General features: G+C 66.0%; 20 protein-coding genes and 2 tRNA genes. 5 read left to right on the top strand and 17 right to left on the bottom strand.

From position 1 onward, the window contains the following. Positions 1-5: 5 nt before the first annotated feature. From ACFC0O_RS24470 to ACFC0O_RS24460, 3 genes are read right to left on the bottom strand one after another with little or no spacing between them, the layout of a single operon-like run. Entirely contained in the window at positions 6-467 is a 462-nt protein-coding gene (locus ACFC0O_RS24470) for a dCMP deaminase (protein ID WP_375961544.1), read from the bottom strand. Then, positions 457-1155 (bottom strand): RibD family protein, encoded by a 699-nt coding sequence (locus ACFC0O_RS24465; RefSeq protein WP_375961542.1) that lies wholly within the window; start codon positions 1153-1155, stop codon positions 457-459. The genes ACFC0O_RS24470 and ACFC0O_RS24465 overlap by 11 nt, the downstream gene beginning before the upstream one ends. Beyond that, a complete protein-coding gene (locus ACFC0O_RS24460; RefSeq protein ID WP_364636855.1) occupies positions 1152-1790 on the bottom strand; it encodes an aminodeoxychorismate/anthranilate synthase component II in 639 nt (212 codons plus the stop codon). Before ACFC0O_RS24460 ends, ACFC0O_RS24465 begins: the two co-directional genes overlap by 4 nt. Before the next feature lie 138 nt (positions 1791-1928). Between ACFC0O_RS24460 and crgA the strand changes: the two genes are divergently transcribed. Both crgA and ACFC0O_RS24450 read left to right on the top strand, forming a co-directional pair. Next, the gene (gene crgA, locus ACFC0O_RS24455; protein WP_364637946.1) at positions 1929-2195 is read left to right on the top strand and encodes a cell division protein CrgA; all 267 of its coding nucleotides are present in this window, start codon (positions 1929-1931) and stop codon (positions 2193-2195) included. 73 nt (positions 2196-2268) lie between these two features. Then, positions 2269-2706, top strand: a complete 438-nt coding sequence (locus ACFC0O_RS24450; RefSeq protein ID WP_375961539.1) for a PH domain-containing protein — start codon at positions 2269-2271, stop codon at positions 2704-2706. 34 nt (positions 2707-2740) lie between these two features. Here ACFC0O_RS24450 and ACFC0O_RS24445 read toward each other — a convergent pair whose 3' ends face one another. Both ACFC0O_RS24445 and ACFC0O_RS24440 read right to left on the bottom strand, forming a co-directional pair. Beyond that, positions 2741-3613: a rhomboid family intramembrane serine protease gene (locus ACFC0O_RS24445; protein ID WP_375961538.1), complete on the bottom strand. Its 873-nt coding sequence runs from the start codon at positions 3611-3613 to the stop codon at positions 2741-2743. A 28-nt stretch (positions 3614-3641) separates the two neighbouring features. Next, entirely contained in the window at positions 3642-4169 is a 528-nt protein-coding gene (locus tag ACFC0O_RS24440) for a peptidylprolyl isomerase (protein ID WP_364636849.1), read from the bottom strand. 139 nt (positions 4170-4308) lie between these two features. On the opposite strand from ACFC0O_RS24440, the gene ACFC0O_RS24435 reads away from it, so the two are divergent. The 3 genes from ACFC0O_RS24435 to ACFC0O_RS24425 all read left to right on the top strand — a co-directional run bounded on the left by ACFC0O_RS24435 (position 4309) and on the right by ACFC0O_RS24425 (position 6775). Then, positions 4309-4578, top strand: coding sequence for a hypothetical protein (locus ACFC0O_RS24435; RefSeq protein WP_364636847.1), 270 nt, complete (start codon positions 4309-4311; stop codon positions 4576-4578). A gap of 66 nt (positions 4579-4644) precedes the next feature. Then, positions 4645-6483, top strand: coding sequence for a glutamine--fructose-6-phosphate transaminase (isomerizing) (gene glmS, locus ACFC0O_RS24430; RefSeq protein WP_375961534.1), 1839 nt, complete (start codon positions 4645-4647; stop codon positions 6481-6483). Positions 6484-6592: 109 nt separating this feature from the next. Beyond that, positions 6593-6775, top strand: coding sequence for a hypothetical protein (locus ACFC0O_RS24425; RefSeq protein ID WP_375961532.1), 183 nt, complete (start codon positions 6593-6595; stop codon positions 6773-6775). A 23-nt stretch (positions 6776-6798) separates the two neighbouring features. On the opposite strand, the gene ACFC0O_RS24420 is transcribed toward ACFC0O_RS24425, so the two are convergent. From ACFC0O_RS24420 to dnaN, 12 genes are all read right to left on the bottom strand, one after another. After that, positions 6799-7587: an ABC transporter permease gene (locus ACFC0O_RS24420; RefSeq protein WP_364637944.1), complete on the bottom strand. Its 789-nt coding sequence runs from the start codon at positions 7585-7587 to the stop codon at positions 6799-6801. A gap of 50 nt (positions 7588-7637) precedes the next feature. Beyond that, positions 7638-8630: an ATP-binding cassette domain-containing protein gene (locus tag ACFC0O_RS24415; protein ID WP_364636843.1), complete on the bottom strand. Its 993-nt coding sequence runs from the start codon at positions 8628-8630 to the stop codon at positions 7638-7640. Between the two features lie 525 nt (positions 8631-9155). Next, positions 9156-10181, bottom strand: coding sequence for an adenylate/guanylate cyclase domain-containing protein (locus ACFC0O_RS24410; protein ID WP_375961529.1), 1026 nt, complete (start codon positions 10179-10181; stop codon positions 9156-9158). A gap of 73 nt (positions 10182-10254) precedes the next feature. Then, positions 10255-10327: transfer RNA gene (locus tag ACFC0O_RS24405), tRNA-Ala, on the bottom strand. Positions 10328-10336: 9 nt separating this feature from the next. Then, a complete protein-coding gene (locus ACFC0O_RS24400; RefSeq protein ID WP_364636839.1) occupies positions 10337-10444 on the bottom strand; it encodes a DLW-39 family protein in 108 nt (35 codons plus the stop codon). 29 nt (positions 10445-10473) lie between these two features. Continuing rightward, positions 10474-10547, bottom strand: a tRNA-Ile gene (locus ACFC0O_RS24395). Between the two features lie 124 nt (positions 10548-10671). Next, positions 10672-11502 (bottom strand): DUF3566 domain-containing protein, encoded by an 831-nt coding sequence (locus ACFC0O_RS24390; RefSeq protein WP_364636837.1) that lies wholly within the window; start codon positions 11500-11502, stop codon positions 10672-10674. A 176-nt stretch (positions 11503-11678) separates the two neighbouring features. Next, positions 11679-14186 (bottom strand): DNA gyrase subunit A, encoded by a 2508-nt coding sequence (gyrA, locus tag ACFC0O_RS24385; protein ID WP_364636835.1) that lies wholly within the window; start codon positions 14184-14186, stop codon positions 11679-11681. 83 nt (positions 14187-14269) lie between these two features. Continuing rightward, the gene (gyrB, locus tag ACFC0O_RS24380) at positions 14270-16309 is read right to left on the bottom strand and encodes a DNA topoisomerase (ATP-hydrolyzing) subunit B (RefSeq protein WP_364636833.1); all 2040 of its coding nucleotides are present in this window, start codon (positions 16307-16309) and stop codon (positions 14270-14272) included. A gap of 442 nt (positions 16310-16751) precedes the next feature. Further along, positions 16752-17345, bottom strand: a complete 594-nt coding sequence (locus ACFC0O_RS24375) for a DUF721 family protein (RefSeq protein ID WP_375961526.1) — start codon at positions 17343-17345, stop codon at positions 16752-16754. Between the two features lie 317 nt (positions 17346-17662). Beyond that, positions 17663-18835 (bottom strand): DNA replication/repair protein RecF, encoded by a 1173-nt coding sequence (gene recF / locus ACFC0O_RS24370; protein ID WP_375961523.1) that lies wholly within the window; start codon positions 18833-18835, stop codon positions 17663-17665. A gap of 165 nt (positions 18836-19000) precedes the next feature. After that, complete coding sequence (gene dnaN / locus ACFC0O_RS24365) at positions 19001-20170, bottom strand: DNA polymerase III subunit beta (RefSeq protein ID WP_364636827.1); 1170 nt, start codon at positions 20168-20170, stop codon at positions 19001-19003. Positions 20171-20450 lie beyond the last annotated feature (280 nt).

Below are 20450 nucleotides of genomic sequence, written 5' to 3'. Positions count from 1 at the left end.
GCTGTCTACAGGCGCAGATGCCGGTTCATCGACATGGCTTCCTCGGCGAGATCGGCCAGTTCGACCACCTCGACACCGTGCTCCCGCAGTTTCTCCACACCCTGGCAGTTGTCCACAAACGTGCCGGGCTCGCGCCAGGCGATGACCACGCGCCGAATGCCCGCGGCCAGAATGCGATCCGTACAGGGCGCGCGATCCTTGCTGCTGCGCAGCGAACAGGGCTCGAGCGTGCTGTAGATGGTCGACGACGACAGCCGATCGTCATCGGGTTCCAATTTGTTCAGCGCGGATTCCTCCGCGTGCACCTTGTCATCGGTTTCGCGGGACCAGCCGTGGATGACCTCCACCCCGTCCGCGCCGACGATGACCGCGCCCACCGAGAACGCGGTCGCACTCGGCGGGCACAGTCGCGCCAGGCCGATGGCGTGCCGCATCCAGCCGCGATCCGAGCGAGCCTCATCCGACATCGGAATCCTCCTTCGGCAGATAGCGCAGTACCGCGATATCACCGATGCGGCCGACCTCGGCCAGTCGCATGCGGTGCCCGGGACCGCCCGGGAAATCGGCGGGCCCGAGAAAACGGGGTGCGTCCGGATCACCGACCACGATCGGTGCGACGGCCATGCTGATCTCGTCCACCAGATCGGCGGCCAGGAACGCGGTGTGGATGGCACCGCCGCCCTCCACCATCAGGCGGCCGACATCCTGGCTACCGAGGTCGTCCAGCAGTGCGGCGAAATCCACTGTCGCGCCCAGGGATACGACCTTGGCCAGCCCGTCGAGGCCGTGCCCGATGCGTGCGGCCCCGGAATCGGTTGTGTAGACGATTCTTTCGCCGCCGCAGTGCCACAGTCGGCGCGCGGGATCGAGATCTCCTGTCGCCGTGACGATCACCCGGAGCGGATACTCCGGTTTCCCGGCCGCGACCCGCGAAATCCGGCGATCCTCGCTGTTGACCAGCAGGCGCGGATCATCGCTGCGCAGGGTGCCCGCGCCGATCAGAATCGCGTCCGAGTCCGCGCGCAGCGCGTCCACCCGATCGAAATCGGCTGCGTTGGAGAGCAACAGCCGATCCGGTCCCGCATCGTCGATATAACCGTCGATGCTGACCGCGACCGACAGCAGCACATGAGGCCGATCTCGACCGGCACTCATACCAGCGCCGCGACCTCCGCCTCGAGCGTGCGCACCAGACCCTCCGCCGGACGCTCCCCGACCTGACCCAGCCAGTTCGCGAGCATGCGATGCCCGCCCTGGGTGAGCACGGATTCGGGATGGAACTGCACGCCCTGGATCGGCAGGGTGCGATGCCGCATGGCCATGACGATCCCGGATTCGGTGCGGCCCAGCACTTCCAGCTCGGGCGGCATGGTCTCTTCCAGCACGGTCAGCGAGTGATAGCGGGTGGCGGTGAACGGATCGGGCAGTCCGGCCAGCACGCCCGCGCCGACGTGGAAGACCTCGCTGGTCTTGCCGTGCAGCAGTTCGGGGGCGCGGGTCACGGTCGCGCCGAACGCGACACCGATGGCCTGATGGCCCAGGCACACCCCGAGCAGCGGGCGCTCATGCCGGGCGGCGGCCTTGACCAGATCGATGCTGACGCCCGCGCGTTCCGGCGTGCCCGGGCCGGGACTGATCAGAACTCCGTCGAAGTCCTGTACGACGGCGTCCACATCGGCGAGTTGGGGATCGTCATTACGCCAGACGACCGCGTCCACGCCCAACTGTCCGAGATACTGGACCAGGTTGAAAACGAAGCTGTCGTAATTGTCGACGACCAGTACACGCATGATTCGAGAGTAGTCACCCGGCTCGCTCGCGTCGCACGCAATACCATCGTTTATTCCCCAAGGGCGGCTCGCGCCGGGAGCGCTCGAGTGACCTGGGATAATGTCTACCAAGACCTGCACGCCGAAACTGAGGACGTCATGCCCAAGTCGAAGGTCCGGAAGAAGACCGACTACACGATCAACCCGGCCAGCCGCACGCCTGTGAAGGTGAAGTCGGCCGGCCCGTCGCCGGTCTGGTACGTGTCCATCATGCTGGGCTTCATGCTCGCGGGCCTGGTGTGGCTGCTGGTGTACTACCTGGCGGCGGACCACATCGGCTGGATGAGCGATCTGGGCGCATGGAACTTCCTGATCGGGTTCGGCCTCATGGTCGTCGGCCTGATCATGACCATGCGCTGGCGATGAGCTCCTTACACGATTGTTATTCATACACACCTGTGGATGACCTTGTGGACAACTCGAGGACAGAGTGGGGAAAGTGACCACCGATCCCCAACTCTCCTGGTCCACACCCCCGGCGGCGCTGGTCGTCTGCGGTCTCGGCGGCCTCGTCATGGCCGTGGCGGCCGTCGTCACCAGCGATAACGCGGGCCGGTTGCTGATCGGCCTGGCCGCCCTCGGCCTGCTGTTCCTGGCCGCTATGGGACTGCGGCAGCGACCGCGTCTGGCCGTCGAAACCGGGCCCGTCCCCAAGATCGTGGTGCGCGGCCTCACCGGGCCACGGTTCTACACACCCGATCAGGTGCTGCGCGCCCGCGTCGTGCAGTACCGCCGTCTCGGCCGGCGCATGCCCATGCTGGAAATGGATGTGCGGCACGACGGCGAAGAGCGGCTCATCATCTTCGGCCGCTGGGATCTGGGCGCGCGCCCCGAGAGCGTGCTCGACTCGCTGCGCCCGTACCTGGTGAATCAGTGAGCGCTGTGACCCCGCGTCGGTACAGGACCCGGCGCTAGTACAGCGTCGGCGCGCCCAGCACCGTCACCAGGACCGCGATCACACCCACCACCGCCACCGCGATCCAGCCGATCCGCATGGCCGTCGCCGGTGTGCTCGCCTTCAGCCAGCGCGGCAGATACAGGATTCCGCCCGTCGCCGCGGTACCGGCCAGCAGCCCGCCCAGATGCGCCCAGATCGAGATCCCCGGCACCGCGAACGTGATGATCAGGTTGATCACCAGCAGCACCAGGATCTGGGTCAGGTTCTGCCGCGTCCGCAGCATCACCACCGCCACCGCGCCGAAGATGCCGAAGATCGCGCCCGATGCGCCCGCCGACGCCTGCAATGGATCGGACAGCAGTGTCACCGCGGCCGAACCGCCCAGCAGCGACACCAGATACACGCTGATGAACCGTGCCCGGCCCAGCGCGACCTCGCAGTAGGGGCCGAGCACGTACAGCGCGAACATATTGGTCAACAGGTGAATCGGGCCGATGTGCAGGAAGCCGGAGCCGATCACCCGCACCCATTCGCCGTGCCCGACCAGCGCGGGCACCAGCATCCAGTCCCGGAACAGCGCGGAGAACTTGTTGTCCACCACGCTGTGCGCCTGAATCGCGGTGACCGCGAAGACGATCACGTTCGCGGCGATGAGCGCCCAGGTGACATACGGTTCCGGGCGTTTACCCTGCACCGCGCCCGCCTGATTGCGCACCGGCCGCACATCGGCGCGACCCTGCTGCACACATTCGACGCAGTGCTGTCCGACCGCGGCCGGGGTCAGGCATTCCGGGCAGGCGGGACGCCCGCAGCGGCTGCATCCCAGACCGCCGGTGGGCCGATCGGGATGCCGGTAACAGGTCGGGGCGGGCTGCTGCGGTTGCATGTCGAATTCTCTTCGGCTCGGACCGGATTCAGGCGATGCTGATCTTCTCGATCACGATCTCGTCCTTGGGACGGTCATTGCGATCGGTGGCGGCGTTGGCGATCAGGTCGACGATCTTGCGCGACTCCGGATCCACCACCTCGCCGAAGATGGTGTGCTTGCGGTTCAGGTGCGGCTGCGGGCCGACGGTGATGAAGAACTGCGAACCATTGGTGGCCGGACCGGCATTCGCCATGGCCAGCAGGTAACCGCGATCGAAGCGCAGTTCCGGATGGAACTCGTCCTTGAACTCGTAGCCCGGGCCGCCGCGGCCGGTGCCGGTCGGATCGCCGCCCTGGATCATGAAACCGTCGATGATCCGGTGGAAGACCGAGCCGTCGTAGAACGGGCCCTCGGTGCCGCCGGAGGCGTTCTTGGTCTTGTACGGGGCGGTGCCGTCGGCCAGGCCCAGGAAGTTCCGCACGGTCGCGGGAGCGTGGTTACCGAAAAGCGCGACCTTGATGTCGCCCTGATTGGTGTGCAGCGTCGCAACAGCAGTCTGATTCGGTGAGGTCACGCGACCAGCCTAGAGCCCGGGGCGAGAGGGGCTCCGGCGCGGCACACCCAGCGGCGGCCGGCGACCGCTTCCTGTGATTCCCTGCCCGAATTCGGGCACATATGTTGGCGAAACAAGATCCATCAGGCAAGCTCGGACCGTGACTGACGGGGTTCCGGCCGATCTGGTCCGCCATGTGGCGGCATCCACCGGGCTGCCCGAGGCCGTCGCGGCCCGGGTGGTCGCCGACGTCACCGGATACTTCGGCGAGACCGCGGAGGAATTCGTGCGCCGCAGGCACGCCGAACTACAGCGCCGCCAGGTGCGCAATGCCGAGATCTGGCAGCGCATCGCGACCGAGCTCACGCAGCGCCCGGTCGCCGCCCCCGAATTCACCGAACGGCAACTGCGCCGCATCGTCTACGGCTAGCCGGCGGCTACCGCCGCAGCATCCCATTGACCACGTCATATACCTGATCGAGGAGAGCCTCGCGCAATGTGTGGAATCGTCGGATACATCGGACACCGCGAATCGGTCCCGGTCCTGCTGGAGGGCCTGCACCGGCTGGAGTACCGGGGCTACGACTCCGCCGGATTGGCCGTCCCGCATCGCGGACGGCTGCGGATCACCAAAACCCAGGGGCGCGTACAGGATCTGCGCAACCGGGTGGACGCCGAAGGCACCCGCCTGCGCGGCACCGTCGGCATCGCGCACACCCGCTGGGCCACGCACGGCGAACCCAGTGACGCCAACGCGCACCCGCACACCGACGGCTCCGGCCGAATCGCCGTGGTGCACAACGGCATCGTCGAGAACGCCGAGAAACTGCGCGCCGCCCTCATCGCCGACGGCGTCGAATTCCTCTCCGACACCGACACCGAGGCCATCGCACACCTGATCGCCGCCACCCTGGACAGCACCGACACCCTCGAGGACGCCGTGCGCAGCGCACTGGCTCACGTCGAGGGCACTTTCGGTCTGCTGGTACTGGATTCGCGCCGCCCCGACGAACTGGTGGTCGCCCGCAACGGCAGCCCCATCGTGCTCGGCGTCGGCGACGGCGAGATGTTCGTCGCCTCCGATGTGGCCGCGCTGGTGCACCACACCCAGCGCGTGGTCTTCCTCGACGACGGCGAGCTGGCCACCGTGCGCGCGGACGAATTCCGCACCAGCACACTCGGATTGGACGCCAGCCGCACCGACAAGACGCCCACCACCATCGATATGGCGGCCGAGGACTACGCGCTCGGCGGCTACCCGGACTTCATGCGCAAGGAAATGGCGGAACAGCCGGACGCGGTGCGCCGCGCGCTGCGCGGGCGGCTCGACGAGCGTTTCGCCACCGCCATTCTCGGCGGCCTCAACATGGACGCGCGCGAACTGCGCGGGATTCGCAAGGTCGTCTTCCTGGGTTGCGGCTCCGCCTATTACGCCGGACAGCTCGGCGCACAGCTCATCGAGGAACTGGCGCGCATTCCCGCCACCGCCGAACCCGCCTCGGAATTCCGCTACCGCAATCCCGTGGTGGATCCGGACGCGCTGTACATCGCCATCAGCCAGTCCGGGGAAACCCTGGATACCCTTGCGGCCGTTCAGGAATTGCAGCGCAAGGGCGGACGCGTCATCGGCGCGGTCAACGCGGTCGGCAGCGCCATCGCGCGCGAATGCGGTGCGGGCATGTTCCTGCACGCCGGGCCCGAGGTCTCGGTGGCCTCCACCAAGGCTCTCACCAATATGACCGTGTCCTTCGCCATGCTGGCGTTGCTGCTGGGCCGGGTCCGCGATCTGTCCGCCGCAGGGGGTGAGCGCATTGTCACCGGCCTGCGCGCGCTACCCGACGCCATCGAGGCGGTGCTGGAACAGGATCGGGAGATCGCGGAGGTCGCCGCCCGTTTCGCCAAGGCGCGCAGCATGTTCTTCGTCGGGCGGGTGCGCGGCTGGCCGGTGGCCCGCGAGGGCGCGCAGAAGCTCAAGGAGATCTCCTATATTCACGCCGAGGCGTATCAGGGCTCCGAACTCAAGCACGGCCCGCTCGCGCTGATCGATCCGGAAATGCCCAGCGTGGTGCTGATTCCGGGTGACGAACTGCTCGCCAAGAACATCACCACCATCGAGCAGATCAAGGCGCGCGGCGGCCCGGTCATCGCCATCACCAACACCGATCTGCCGGACGGCCTGGCCGACGCCGTGATCCGCGTCCCCGCGGTGGCGACCGAACTCGACCCGATCATCCTGACCATCCCGCTGCAACTGCTGGCCTATCACATGGCCATCGCCCTGAACCGGGATGTGGACAAGCCCCGCAACCTCGCCAAGAGCGTGACGGTCGAGTAACCCGATTCGCCCCTTCGCCCACCCCGGGTTCCCGGGGGCACCAGCCCCCGGGAACCCCTCCTGTGCACCCTTGGGTGCGCGAAGTCTTTCGCTGTGCCAGAGTGGTCGGATGGGCCTGGGGCGTTTTCGGAATCGGATCATCGTTGCGGCTGTCTTCGCGATCGCGGGTGGTGTCGCCGCGATCTTCGCGAGTCGCCGTCCGCAGCCGCCGGCCCCCGCGGCGGAGCCGCCGCGCCTGGGTTATTCGCGCAACGGCTCCTCCCCCACTCAGATCGCGGAATCCGCGCGCTGAGTGGGTAATTCACACTTTTCGGGCTAGCGGCTCACCGACCGCTTGTACTGCTTCAGTGCCAGCGGCACGAAGATCACCAGGATCACCACCACCCACATGAGCGTGGTGATCTCCGGATGCCGCATCGGCCAGACATCGGCGCTCGGCCCCATCGGGCTGGTATTGCCGAACAAATTGCGGCTGGCCTGCGTCACCGCCGACACCGGATTCCATTCCGCGATCACCCGTAGCACGGTGGGCAGCGTCGCGGTCGGCACGAAGGTGTTGGCGATGAAGGTGAGCGGGAAGATCACCATGAAGCTGGCGTTGTTGTAGACCTCCGGCGCGCGCACCAGCAGGCCGACCACCGCCATGATCCACGAGATGGCGTAGGCGAACAGCAACAGCAGCACATAGGCGAACACCGCGTCCAGGAACGATCCGCGAATCCGCCAGCCCACGGCCAGACCGGTCAGCGACATGACCACCAGGCTCACCACATTGATGCACACATCGGCGAGCGTGCGCCCGATGAGCACCGCCGACGGCGCCATGGGTAGCGACCGGAAGCGGTCGATAATGCCCTTCTGCATATCCTCGGCCAGGCTCAGACCGGTGAACGTGGCACCGAACACCACGGTCTGCGCGAAGATGCCCGCGATGAGGAATTCGCGATATGAGGTGCCCTGCAACTGAATCGCCGATCCGAAGACGTAGGCGAACAAGAGCACGAACATGATCGGCGACAGCGTCGAGAAGATCAGCACATCGGGCACGCGCCGAATCTTGATGACATTGCGTTTGGTGATCGTCACGCTGTCGGTGAAGACCATGCTCAAACGTTCTGCGAGCGAAGGCTTTCCGGCGGTGAGCACGACGGCGGTCATCGATTGCCTCCTGCGGAATCCGCGGCGGTCTTGCCGCCATTGACCAATTCGTCTGCTTCATGACCGGTGAGCGACAGGAATACGTCATCGAGCGAAGGCCGCCGCAGGCCGACATCATGAATGGTCACTTCATGTTTGGCGAGTTGGCCGATGGCATCGACCAACGCCTGCGAACCGTCGTTCACCGGCACGATGATGCGGCGCAGACTCGGTTCGAGCCGAATCTCGCCCTGCGCCAAGCCTTCCAGCGCGCGCTGCGCGATCGGCAGACTGTCCACATGGTCCACGACCAGTTCGATGCGATCGCCGCCCACCATGGCCTTGAGCTGATCGGCGGTGCCCTCGGCGATCACCTTGCCGTGATCGATGACGGCGATGGAATCGGCCAGCCGATCGGCCTCCTCCATGTACTGGGTGGTCAACAGCAGCGTCGTGCCGCCCGCCACCAACTCCTCGATGACATCCCAGAGATCCTGGCGCGCACGAGGATCCAGGCCGGTGGTCGGTTCGTCCAGGAACAGCACGGGCGGATTGGCGACCAGCGCGCCCGCCAGGTCGAGCCGGCGGCGCATACCGCCGGAGTACCCCTTGACCGGACGATCGGCCGCGTCGGCGAGCCGGAAACGCTCCAGTAGTTCGCGGGCGCGATCCTTACTGCGTTGCGTCCCCATGTGATACAGCCGCCCCACCATCTCGAGATTCTCGAAACCGGTGAGATATTCGTCAACCGCGGCGTACTGCCCGGAGGCGCCGATGCGGGAGCGCAACAGCTGCGGATCCTTGAGCACATCCACCCCGGCGACGGTGGCGCGGCCGGAATCGGGGATGAGCAGCGTGGTGAAAACACGGACGGTGGTGGTCTTGCCCGCGCCGTTCGGGCCGAGCAGGGCGGTTACGGTGCCCTCGGGCACCGATAAATCGAGTCCGTCAAGAGCGACCAGTTTGCCGTACTTCTTGACCAGACCCTCGGCGACTATTGCGTCGGGCATGATTCTCCTGATGTCTCGCGATGTGGCAGCCGCAGGGGCTCTGAACTGCAAATATGCTGCTGAACAAGACCGGACATTTGGGACTGAGTATGCCTGGGACGCAGACGGGATGCCATGACTTTTTCCTCGCGAACCACGGCGAGTGAACAAGACGAGGGCCGCATCCCGCTGGGGGTCCGGCGGTGCTCGGGGTTGCCGGTGCGGGATGCGGCCACCTCGATGATCGCCCCACGAGCGAGCCCGGATCGCGAGTAGCGCGCTACTCGAATCCGACAGGCCGACACCGCTTTCCCGGGCACGAACGTATGTTCGCACAGGGGTATGACACTTTTTCCTCGAAAAAAATCTCCGGAACGCGCCCCCGATTTCCACGCAATCCGCCGGTGTCGCGTAGGATCGATCGCGTCGGCCCCTCCCCCCCGGGCCGACCTACGCGGGCCTCGGCTAACTCCCCCCCTTCGCCGAGGCCCGCCCCCATGTCCGGACCAGGTTTGATCAGCGATTACACCGGCGGTCGAATCCCGGTCACACCAGTGGGCGAATTTCATTGCGGCGCAGGACGTGCCCGTGCAGGCGGTTGATGCCGCGCACGCGTACGGTGCGCAGATTGCGCAGATCGAATTGCGGATCGCCACCGATCGCATAGGACGCGCCCTCATCGATGAGCACGGTGCCGGGACGCGCCACACCCGTCAGGCGCGCGGCCACATTCACCACGGAGCCGTAGAGGTCGCCGAAGCGCTGCAGGACCTCGCCGTAGGCCAGACCCACCCGCAGCTCCTGTGTGACGCCGTGCGAGGCCGTGGCGGCCTCCTGGATGGCCAGGGCGATGCGCGCGCCCTGTTCGGCGGTATTGGCGGCGAACATGACTTCGTCACCGACGTTCTTGATCACCCAGCCGCCGTGCGCGGTGATGGCATTGCTGGTGGCGGTTTCGAACGCCTCCAGTAGCGCGGAGAGCTCATCGGGCTCCAGATGCCGCGTCAGGCGGGTGTAGCCGACCATATCGGCGAAGCCGACCGCCAGCACCCGCAGCGTGTCCCCCGCGACCGCGCCATTGTCCAGTGAGCGCGCCAGCGCCGCGTCCAGATGACGCCGGAATGCGTAGCGCTGCAACGCTTCGAACTCCTCGACCACCTCCGCGGTCACCTCGCGCGCCAGCTCGGTGCGATCGGCCTCGGGCTCCGCGGCGGCCCGCGCCGCGATGCGCGCCAGAATCTCCTCGGTGACCAGATCCACCTGCCATTCGGCCAGCCGCGCCATGGACCGGCCCAGCGTGCGCGCCGCGGTGGTCTGACGGTGAATGTCCGCTGACGCCAGCACATTCAGGCGACTGAACGCCTGCGCCGCCTCGATATCGGCATCGGTGTATTCGATGGCGTCGTCATTGGGATCGGCGGGAAATCCGAGCGACACCCACAACCGGCGGGTCAGCGACGAGGGCACCCCGGTGCGCTCGGCGACCTCACGGCGGTTGTATTTGCGCGGCCCGTTCAGCAGGTACGGCTCCACCACCGATTGGACCAGCTTGGACAGATTCGGGGACGCCATGCCGCCACCTTACGGGGCGAACGCAATGGGCTTCGCGCCGATGTTGTGTGTCACAACACGGAACGAGAAGAAGTGGAGCCTAGGGGAATCGAACCCCTAACCCCTGCCTTGCAAAGGCAGTGCTCTGCCAATTGAGCTAAGGCCCCGAGCCGGGATCAGCGCGTGGTGACCTCGTGCCAGAGATCCGCGTCATTGCGCTGGCGCAATTTGCTGATTCCGAAGATCACCGCGGCGATGACGCCGATCGTGAGGAGAAATTTCATGAATCCCACCCTACTGTGATGTTCGAGAGTGGGCCTAGGAGGACTTGAACCTCCGACCTCTTCGTTATCAGCGAAGCGCTCTAACCGCCTGAGCTATAGGCCCTCATCCGGTTCCGAGTGTGTCACTCGAACCGAGGCTGAAGATTACCCGAAGGTTGTGCGGATAAGCAAAACGGCCGGTCACAGCCCTGTTCTGACGGGTGCGACCGGCCGTTGCGAGACTGCTTCTAGTCGGGGTCCGCCAGGGTCACCTGGATGCCGCCGACCAGATCGGTGCACTGGTTGTAGACGAACACGCCGACCGTCGAAAGCGCTGTCAGCAACACCACATTGATCATGCCGATGACACCCGCGTAGCCGAACACCGTGCCCGCGTCGATCAGCCCGGACGCCGAGGAGTCCGAAACCATATCGGTGAACGTGGAATTCAGCCGCTCCCACACACCCATGCCCTCGAGCACCAGGTACAGCAGGCCGACCGCCAGCATCCACACGAAGAACAATGCGACGCTGATGACCAGCGACACCTTCAACGTCGACCACGGATCGATATGGCGCACCTGCACGGTCGCGCGCAGCGGCTCACCGGTGGCAGCGGCGGCGGCCACCGCCGCGGGGGCGGACGGCGATACCGGACCGGACGGCGGAATCGGCTCCGGCGGCGGCAGCGGATGCCGCATCTCCGACAGATCCGGCAGATCCTTCACCAGTTCCGGACGGGCGATGCTGCGGGTGGGCCCGTCGATACCGACGGACTTCACCATGGCGGCCTCCTTGCGCGCCGCCTTGGCCGCCAGGTCGGCGGTGGTGCGCGCGTTGGAGACACCCGCGTTCAGGCCCACACCGCCGGGACGACCGGTGGTGGGGGCCTGGCCCGGGCGGTACAGGTTGGACTGCGGTTCCCGCTGCGGCAGCTGCGACCACCCGCCGTCCTGGTAGGGGTTACCGGCGGACTGACCGTCCACGGCTTCGGGGGCGGTCACCTCCGTCGGATCGCTGATTCGGCCCGTGACATCCGAGGCGAAATCACCTGAGTTGTCGGGGATTTCATTGGACACCTGCGGCGTACCTCCCTCGTTCCCCGAACCCGGCCGTGGAATCGGCCGCGGCGGAATCGGAGACGGGGCGATTCTCTCGGTCACGCCATTGGCATGACCGCGCTGGTCATTCGGCTGATTGGTCAATGGTGAATCCTTCGATCCGTTGTGCCGCCGCTGCTGGGGTGAAACTACTGCTACGCCGAACCGCTGGTGTCATCTTCGGCAACCTGGTCGGGCTCGTCCGCGTTACGCGCGATCGCAAGCAAGGTATCGCCCTCACCGAGGTTCATCAATCGCACACCCTTGGTCTGGCGTCCGGCCTTGCGAACCTGATTGGCCGCAGTCCGGATAACGCCGCCGCCCGATGTGATGGCGTACAGCTCATCATCGTCATTGACGATGAGCGCTCCGACCAGACTGCCACGTTTTTCGTCGTATTGAATGGTCAATACGCCCTTTCCACCGCGACCCTGCGCGGTGTACTCACCGAGCGCCGTCCGCTTGGAATACCCGCCCGCGGTCGCGACGAGCAGGTACGTCTGATCGTCGTCGCGAACCACGTTGAGCGACAACAGTTCATCGGACTGGTTGAAGCGCATGCCCTGCACACCGGAGGTGGCGCGGCCCATCGGGCGCAGCACCTCGTCATTGGCGGAGAACCGGATGGACTGGCCGTGCGCGGAGACGAGCAGCAGATCGTCCTCACCCGAACACAGTGCCGCACCGACCAATTCGTCCCCATCGCGCAGATTGACCGCCACGATGCCGCCGGTGCGGTTGGAGTCGAAATCGGTCAGACGGGACTTCTTGACCAGGCCGTTGCGGGTCGCCAGCACCAGGTACGGGGCGTCCTCATAGGTGGTCAGCTGAATGACCTGGGCGATCTTCTCGTCCGGCTGGAACGCCAGCAGGTTCGCCACATGCTGACCGCGCGCGGTCCGGCTCGCCTCGGGCAGCTCGTACGCCTTGGTGCGGTAGACGCGGCCCTTGTTGGTGAAGAACAGCAGCCAGTCGTGCGTGGAGGTGATGAAGAAGTGCCGGACCAGATCGTCCTGCTTGAGACCCGCGCCCTGCACGCCCTTGCCGCCGCGCTTCTGCGAACGGTAGAGATCGGTCTTGGTGCGCTTGGCGTACCCGGTCTCGGTGATGGTGACCACCACGTCCTCGCGGGCGATCAGATCCTCATCGGTGACATCGCCGTCCGCGGCGATGATCCGGGTGCGACGATCGTCGCCGTACTTGTCGACGATCTCGGCCAGCTCATCGCGCACGATGGCGCGCTGCCGCTCCGGCTTCTCCAGAATGTCCTTCAGATCGGCGATCTCGAGCTCGATCTTCGCCAATTCGTCGATCAGCTTCTGGCGCTCCAGGGCCGACAGGCGGCGCAGCTGCATATCGAGGATGGCGGTCGCCTGGATCTCGTCGATCTCCAGCAACTGCATCAGGCCGGTGCGCGCGGTATCGGTATCGGCCGACCGGCGGATCAACGCGATCACGGCGTCGAGCTGATCGAGCGCCTTGACCAGGCCGCGCAGGATGTGGGCCCGCTCCTCGGCCTTGCGCAACAGGTACTTGGTGCGCCGGACGATGACGTCCAACTGGTGGTTCACGTACAGCCGGATCATCTGATCCAGGCGCAGCGTGCGCGGCACCCCGTCCACGATCGACAGCATGTTCGCGCCGAACGAGGTCTGCAGCTGGGTGTGCTTGTAGAGGTTGTTCAGCACCACCTTCGCGATCGCGTCACGCTTGACGGTGACCACGATGCGCATGCCGACGCGGTCCGAGGACTCGTCGTGGATATCCGAGACACCCGCGATCTTGCCGTCCTTGACCTGCTCGGCGATCGCGTTGATGAAATTGTCGGTATTGACCTGGTACGGCAGTTCGGTGATGACGATCGTGGTGCGCCCGCGGGCGTCCTCCTCGATCTCGACCACACCGCGCATGCGGATCGAACCGCGACCGGTGCGGTACGCGTCATTGATGCCCTGGGTGCCCACGATCAGGCCCGAGGTCGGGAAATCCGGACCCTTGACCCGCTCGATGCACGCCTCGAGGGTGGTCTCCTCATCCGCCAGGTGATTGTCCAGCGCCCAGAAGATGGCCTGCGCCAGCTCGGTCAGATTGTGCGGCGGGATATTGGTGGCCATACCGACGGCGATGCCGTTGGAGCCGTTCATCAACAGCGCCGGCACCCGCGCCGGGAGCACCATCGGCTCCTGCGTCTTACCGTCGTAGTTCGGGGTGAAATCGACCGTCTCATGGTCGATTTCGCGCAGCATCTCCATGGCCAGCGGGGTCAGGCGGCACTCGGTGTAGCGCATGGCGGCCGCGCCGTCGTTACCGCGCGAACCGAAGTTGCCCTGGCCGTCGACCAGCGGATAGCGCAGCGACCACGGCTGGGCCATGCGCACGAGGGTGTCGTAGATCGCCGTGTCACCGTGCGGGTGGTAGTTACCCATGGTGTCGGCGACCGGGCGCGCGGACTTCACATAGCTGCGATCCGGGCGGTAGCCGTTGTCGTACATCGCGTACAGAATCCGGCGGTGCACCGGCTTCATACCGTCGCGCACCTCGGGCAGCGCGCGCCCGACGATGACGCTCATGGCGTAGTCGATGTAGGAGTTCTGCATCTCCTGCTGGATGTCGACCGGTTCGATGCGGTCGCCGCCCGAAGGCGGAAGCGAAGTCTCAGTCATGAATTGGTCTCCGTAGGAAGTCTTTTCGAGGGGTTCCGGACGCAAGGGGGACCCGGGGGAATGAACTCCCGGGTCCTACTTCGCTAGACGTCGAGGAACCGAACGTCCTTGGCATTGCGAGTGATGAAGCTGCGCCGAGCCTCCACGTCCTCACCCATGAGGATCGAGAACAGCTCGTCCGCGGCCGCCGCGTCGTCCAGCGTCACCAGACGCAGGACGCGCACGCTCGGATCCATGGTGGTTTCCCACAGCTCCTTCGGGTTCATCTCGCCGAGACCCTTGTAGCGCTGGATGCCGTCGTCCTTGTTGATCTTCTTGCCCGAGGCCAGACCGGCCTCCAGCAGACCGTCGCGCTCACGGTCGGAGTAGGCGAACTCCGGCTCGGTGCGCTGCCACTTGAGCTTGTACAGCGGCGGCTGCGCGAGGTACACGTGCCCCTGCTCGACCAGCGGCCGCATGAAACGGAACAGCAGCGTGAGCAGCAGCGTCGAGATGTGCTGACCGTCCACGTCGGCGTCGGCCATCAGCACGATCTTGTGATAGCGCAGCTTGGCGATATCGAACTCGTCGTGGATACCGGTGCCGAAGGCGGTGATGATCGCCTGGACCTCGTTGTTCTTGAGCACCTTGTCGATACGCGACTTCTCGACATTGATGATCTTGCCGCGCAGCGGCAGGATCGCCTGGTACATCGAATCGCGGCCGGACTTGGCCGAACCACCGGCGGAGTCGCCCTCCACGATGTAGATCTCGGACTTCACCGGATCCTTGGAGCGGCAGTCGGCCAGCTTGCCCGGCAGACCGCCGAGATCGGTGGCGGACTTGCGGCGCACCAACTCTCGCGCCTTACGCGCGGCCACCCGCGCCTGCGCCGACGACACCGCCTTGGTGACAATGGTCTTCGCATCGGCCGGATTCGCCTCGAACCAGTGCGCCAGATGCTCATTGCAGGTGCGCTGCACGAACGACTTGACCTCGGTATTGCCGAGCTTGGTCTTGGTCTGGCCCTCGAACTGCGGGTCCGAGATCTTCACCGAGACGATCGCGGCCAGGCCCTCACGGATGTCGTCACCGGTGAGGTTGCCGTCCTTCTCCTTGAGGAGCTTCTTATCCTTCGCGTACTTGTTCACCACCGTGGTGAGCGCGGCACGGAAACCCTCTTCGTGGGTGCCGCCCTCATGGGTGTTGATGGTGTTGGCGAAGGTGTGCACGGATTCGGAGTAACCCGAATTCCACTGCATGGCGACCTCGAGCTCATGCCCGGTGCCCTTACCGGTGAAGCCCACCACCGAATTGTGGATCGGCGATTTGGTCCGGTTGATGTGCTTGACGAAATCCTCGAGCCCACCCGGGTAGTGGTAGGTACGGGTCTTCACCTTCGGCGTCGCGGCCGGGGCGTTCTCGTCCAGATGCTTGGGCGCCTCGGCGGTATCGCCGACCACCTCGTCGGTGACATCGCTGTCGGACACCCGCTGATCGGTCAGCGTGATGGTGAGTCCCTTGTTCAGGAACGCCATCTCCTGCAGGCGGCGCGCGACCGTCTCGAAGTTGTAGACCGTGGTCTCGAAGATATTCGGATCGGCCCAGAACCGGATGGTGGTACCGGTGCGCTTGGTGGCATCGCCCTGGAACAGCTTGCCCGGCTTGGAATCCTTGTACTCCTGGGTCCAGTGGAATCCGTCGGTGTCGACCTCCGCCTCGAGGCGGGTGGACAGCGCGTTCACCACCGAGATGCCGACACCGTGCAGACCACCGGAAACGGCGTACGCGTCGGAGTCGAACTTGCCGCCCGCGTGCAGCTGGGTCATGACCACCTCGATGGTGGGCACACCCTGCGCGTGCATGGCGACCGGGATACCGCGGCCGTCGTCGACGACCTCGACGCCACCGTCGGCCAGGATGGTCACATCGACGCGGGAGGCATAACCGGCCATCGCCTCATCGACGGAGTTGTCCACAACCTCCCAGATGAGGTGGTGCAGGCCGCGCTCGCCGGTGGAGCCGATGTACATACCGGGGCGTTTGCGGACCGCTTCGAGGCCCTCGAGAACAGTGATGGAGTCGGCACCGTAGCCCGGGTTGCCTGACTTGGGCTTGGTCGAGCCGTCTGCGTTGGAGTCCATGGCAGCCACTGGTCGGTAGCTCTCCTTACTTGCTGATCCTCCGGGCGCCGGACGGTGAGCACACGTGGAGCCCCGGAGCAGGTCTGCTCGAGGGTTACGGATCCACGCGCAAGCTGTCGCCGAACGCGCCGGGAGGTATCGCCGCTAGTTACTCCCCCATCCTACTGGTACGACCGACACAGAATGCACCTATGACACCCCTGAGTGCCTCATACGTGCGTGAAATCGACCATCAATATGTCCGGTCATGGGTGAGAGGGGTTCCGGGACCTTCAGCGGGCGATGACAGCGAGCCGCCGGGAGAGTTAGCGACAGGGTTCGCCGCGATCGAGATCCGGACACTCCCAGCCTAGTGCGCGGCACCGACAATTTCCGCGCACGTTCCACGTGAAACGATCGTTTGACCAGCGAAGGAGTCAGCCGCGCAAGCGATTCCGCGCGTCTATCCGTACGTGTCGCGCGGGCCGCGACCCTTGATATGCCGCTCGCCCTTACGCCAACTCGGGGCCGTCGGGCCATTGATGCGCAACTGTTTGACCACCCCGTGACCCACCGCGGCCGCGATCTTCGCGAGGATCTGCGACTGGAACATGCGCAGCTGCGTCGCCCACGCGGTCGACTCCGCCTGAATGCTCAGCACATTGTTCTCCAGCGAAACCGGCTGCGCGTGCGCGGCGATGTCCTCCCCCACCACCTTCGCCCACTGCCCGAACACCATGCCCTCGGCCACCTTGCCCGACCAGCCGCGCCCCTTGGCCAGCTGACCGGTCAGCGCGCCGAGCAACTGCGGATCGCGATCATCGGGCCCGGACCCGGACCAACCACGCCGCTTACCGCGCAATGCGCGAATCCCGCCCTTGCGCGGCGGCGACGCCCGGCCCTGACCCACCGATTTACCGGCGGCACGAGCGGCGGCCCTGGCCTCTTCCAGCGCCCGGCGGGCGAGATCCACACCCCGCAACTCACCATCGGGCCCGGTGGCGGACTCCCCCGCCGCCGATCGCGCGGGATCGAAGGCTTCCGGCTGCTCGGCCATGCACAGGTCCCTTCGGTCGCGATCGGTTCGAGATCTCGGTTCCAAGATCTGCAGCTTCCCGGCGATTCTGCCGCATACCGCCGACAGGCACGCCGTGGCCAGGGGTGATGTCGCACTCGCGCCACCGGCACGGCGGCCGGGTAACAATCCCGCACCTGGGGAGAAACCTGGGGAATTGGGGATAACTCTGCGCAGGTCACCGGCCGTACACCCACCGGCGACCTCGCCGTCATCGCGCCGCGATCCGGCTGTCACCCCGGCTGGACCCGTTCGCCATCCCGGCGCGTTTCGGCCGGGCGCCCGTGCCGACGGGTGGGCTACACCGCGATTCGCGAGGTGCGGCTGTCCGCCTCGCCCGTGGTTTCCACGCGCATCGGGGTGGCCTCGAGTTCGGGCGGAACGTCCTCGACCACCGCGGCGGTGATGAACACCTGCTCCGCCTCGGCGGCGACGGCGGCCAGCGCGGTACGGCGGCGGCGATCCAATTCGGCGAACACGTCATCGAGGATCAGCACCGGATCGGTGCCCGCCGTGCGCAGCAATTCGAACGCGCCGAGCCGCAAAGCCAGTGCGAACGACCAGGATTCACCATGACTGGCGAAACCCTTCGCGGGCGCGGAACCGAGCATCAATTCCAGATCGTCGCGATGCGGGCCGACCAGGCAGACCCCGCGCTCGAGTTCCTTCTGCCGGGCATCGGCCAACTCGCGCAACAGGATCGCCTCGAGATCGGCGTCGTCGTCGAGCTGTGGAGTACGCGCGGGATCGAGCAATTCCGGTGGCAGATAACCACTTCGGTACGCGATGGACGCGGGCCGCGATTCCGGCGCGATCGATCCGTAGGCCTGTGCGAGATGTGGATAAAGTTCGTGCACCAGTCGCAGCCGCTGCGCCAGCAGCACCGCACCGTGCGCCGCGAGATGTCCGTCCCACACATCCAGGGTGCTCAGTTCCGCGCCACGCCCACCGGAACGGGCAAGTCGCCCAGCGGTTTTCAACAGCGCCGAGCGCTGGCGCAGCACCTTGTCGTAATCCGCGCGCACGCCCGCCAGGCGCGGCAGCCGCGCGGTGGCGAGCTCGTCCAGGAAACGCCTGCGCTCCCCCGGATCACCGCGCACCAGCGACAGATCCTCCGGCGCGAACAGCACCGTCTGGAGAATCCCCAGGATCTCGCGCGGCCGCCGCACCGGTGAGCGATTGATCTGCGCGCGATTGGCGACGCCCTGATTGAGCTCCATATCCACGCGCAACTCGCGACCGGTGTTCACCACGGTCGCCCCGATGCGGGCCTTCTGCGCGCCCATGCGGATCAGCGGGGCATCGGCGGACACCCGATGCGAGCCGAGTGTGGACAGATACCCGACCGCCTCGATCAGATTCGTCTTGCCATTGCCGTTGGAGCCCAGGAAAACCGTTCGGCCCGGCGGTAATTCGAGTTCGGCGGCTTCCCAGGACCGGAAATCACGCAGCGACAGGGTGCGCACATACATCCGGCTAGCCACCCTGCCCTTCGACCTGGGGAATGTTGATGGAACTGGGGATATCCACCCCGTGCAGCGAAAAAACCCGGCGGCGCGGGGTGAAACCCCAACGCGCACCGAGTTTTTCACAGGTTTACCCACACTGTGCACAGTGTTCGGCCGACCGATCGCCGATCAGCCCGGCAGTCGCACCGGCATCAGCAGGTAGATGTAGCTGCTGGCCAGCGCCGCGAACGCACCCGAATCCAGCTGTGCCGGATCCTCTTCCGGTGCGGGCACGAAGACGGCCGGACGGCTGGGGGTGGTGAATCCGAAGGTCACCTTATCGGTGCGCAGCGCACCGAGCCCGTCGACCAGGTAGCCCGGATTGAAGGCGATGGTGAGCCCCTCACCGCGGAAGTCGGCCTCCAGCCATTCCTCGGCGCGACCGGCGTCATCCCCACCGGCCGACAGCAGCAGGCCCTCCTCGGAGAACTCCATCCGCACCTGGGCGCCGCGCTCGGCCACCAGGGCCACGCGCTTGATGGCCTCGACCAGTGCGCTCACCGAGAGCGTGGCCACCGAGGTGTGCTCCTTGGGGAGCAACTGGCGGAACTTGGGGAATTCGGCGTCGAGCAGGCGCGTGGTGGTGCGGCGACCGCCGTTGACGATGCCGAGCAGGCCATCGCTGCCGGTGCCGAACGCCAGCTGCACCGGCTGATCCGAGGAGCCGAGCGTCTTACCGGCCTCGGACAGCGTGCGAGCCGGGACCAGCACCGCGGTCTCCACATCGGCGCGACCCGGATTCCACTCCAGCTCGCGCACGGCGAGGCGGAAACGGTCGGTGGCGGCCAGGACGACCTTCGGGCCCTCGATCTCGACCCGGATGCCGGTGAGCATGGGGAGGGTGTCATCGCGGCCGGCGGCGACGGCGACCTGACCGACCGCCTCGGCGAACAGATCCACCGCGAGATCACCGGTCTGGGGAGGAAGTTCGGGAAGCTGGGGATAATCCTCGACCGGCATGGTGGGCAGCGAGAACTTGGCGCTGCCGCAGGCGATCAGCACGCGGGTGCCGTCCACCGATACGTCCACCGGCTTGTTGGGCAGTGATTTGGTGATGTCGGCCAGCAGGCGGCCCGAGACCAGTACCTGCCCGGGACCGGCGACCTCGGCGGCCACACGCATCTGCGCGGAGACCTCGTAGTCGAAGCCGGACACCGTAAGACCATCTTCATCGGCCACGAGGAGCACACCGCCGAGCACAGGCACCGGAGGCCGCGACGGCAGGCTGCGGGCCACCCAGGCTACGGATTCGGCGAAGTCCTCGCGAGCGACCCGAAACTTCATGCTTGCAAGCTCCATCGCCCGGTCTGTTCCTCTCCCAGTCTCGATCAGTAGTGATCAGTGAATTCGTCAGGGGCTGCTTCCCCCTGGAACCCATGCAGTCTCGCACAGGGGGCCGACATCAAACCGTACCCGCGATCTGCGCGCGCCGGGGCGGAGGGTCCAACTGAGTCCAGGGTGTCCGTTCTTCTCCAGGCGTCCTTGTGCACGAGCCGGGAACCGCTCCCGGCGAACCGTTCGCTCCCAAGCCGAGTTTCCACACACCTGTTTTAGAAGAGAATTCTAATTAGAGAGAAAT

It is taken from the genome of Nocardia sp. NPDC056100 (assembly GCF_042266325.1).
In the GTDB taxonomy this organism is placed as follows: Bacteria; Actinomycetota; Actinomycetes; order Mycobacteriales; family Mycobacteriaceae; genus Nocardia.
This window is presented reverse-complemented; position numbering and strand designations above follow the sequence as displayed.

Excerpts from the sequence above, each read along its gene's own strand:
- ACFC0O_RS24425 (WP_375961532.1), top strand. The coding sequence starts at position 6,593 with ATGGGCCTGGGGCGTTTTCGGAATCGGATCATCGTTGCGGCTGTCTTC.
- ACFC0O_RS24415 (WP_364636843.1), bottom strand. The coding sequence starts at position 8,630 with ATGCCCGACGCAATAGTCGCCGAGGGTCTGGTCAAGAAGTACGGCAAA.
- crgA (WP_364637946.1), top strand. The coding sequence starts at position 1,929 with ATGCCCAAGTCGAAGGTCCGGAAGAAGACCGACTACACGATCAACCCG.
- gyrB (WP_364636833.1), bottom strand. The coding sequence starts at position 16,309 with ATGGACTCCAACGCAGACGGCTCGACCAAGCCCAAGTCAGGCAACCCG.
- ACFC0O_RS24410 (WP_375961529.1), bottom strand. The coding sequence starts at position 10,181 with ATGGCGTCCCCGAATCTGTCCAAGCTGGTCCAATCGGTGGTGGAGCCG.
- ACFC0O_RS24445 (WP_375961538.1), bottom strand. The coding sequence starts at position 3,613 with ATGCAACCGCAGCAGCCCGCCCCGACCTGTTACCGGCATCCCGATCGG.
- ACFC0O_RS24460 (WP_364636855.1), bottom strand. The coding sequence starts at position 1,790 with ATGCGTGTACTGGTCGTCGACAATTACGACAGCTTCGTTTTCAACCTG.
- glmS (WP_375961534.1), top strand. The coding sequence starts at position 4,645 with ATGTGTGGAATCGTCGGATACATCGGACACCGCGAATCGGTCCCGGTC.
- gyrA (WP_364636835.1), bottom strand. The coding sequence starts at position 14,186 with ATGACTGAGACTTCGCTTCCGCCTTCGGGCGGCGACCGCATCGAACCG.
- ACFC0O_RS24465 (WP_375961542.1), bottom strand. The coding sequence starts at position 1,155 with ATGAGTGCCGGTCGAGATCGGCCTCATGTGCTGCTGTCGGTCGCGGTC.
- ACFC0O_RS24400 (WP_364636839.1), bottom strand. The coding sequence starts at position 10,444 with ATGAAATTTCTCCTCACGATCGGCGTCATCGCCGCGGTGATCTTCGGA.
- recF (WP_375961523.1), bottom strand. The coding sequence starts at position 18,835 with ATGTATGTGCGCACCCTGTCGCTGCGTGATTTCCGGTCCTGGGAAGCC.
- ACFC0O_RS24470 (WP_375961544.1), bottom strand. The coding sequence starts at position 467 with ATGTCGGATGAGGCTCGCTCGGATCGCGGCTGGATGCGGCACGCCATC.
- ACFC0O_RS24420 (WP_364637944.1), bottom strand. The coding sequence starts at position 7,587 with ATGGTCTTCACCGACAGCGTGACGATCACCAAACGCAATGTCATCAAG.
- ACFC0O_RS24375 (WP_375961526.1), bottom strand. The coding sequence starts at position 17,345 with ATGGCCGAGCAGCCGGAAGCCTTCGATCCCGCGCGATCGGCGGCGGGG.
- dnaN (WP_364636827.1), bottom strand. The coding sequence starts at position 20,170 with ATGGAGCTTGCAAGCATGAAGTTTCGGGTCGCTCGCGAGGACTTCGCC.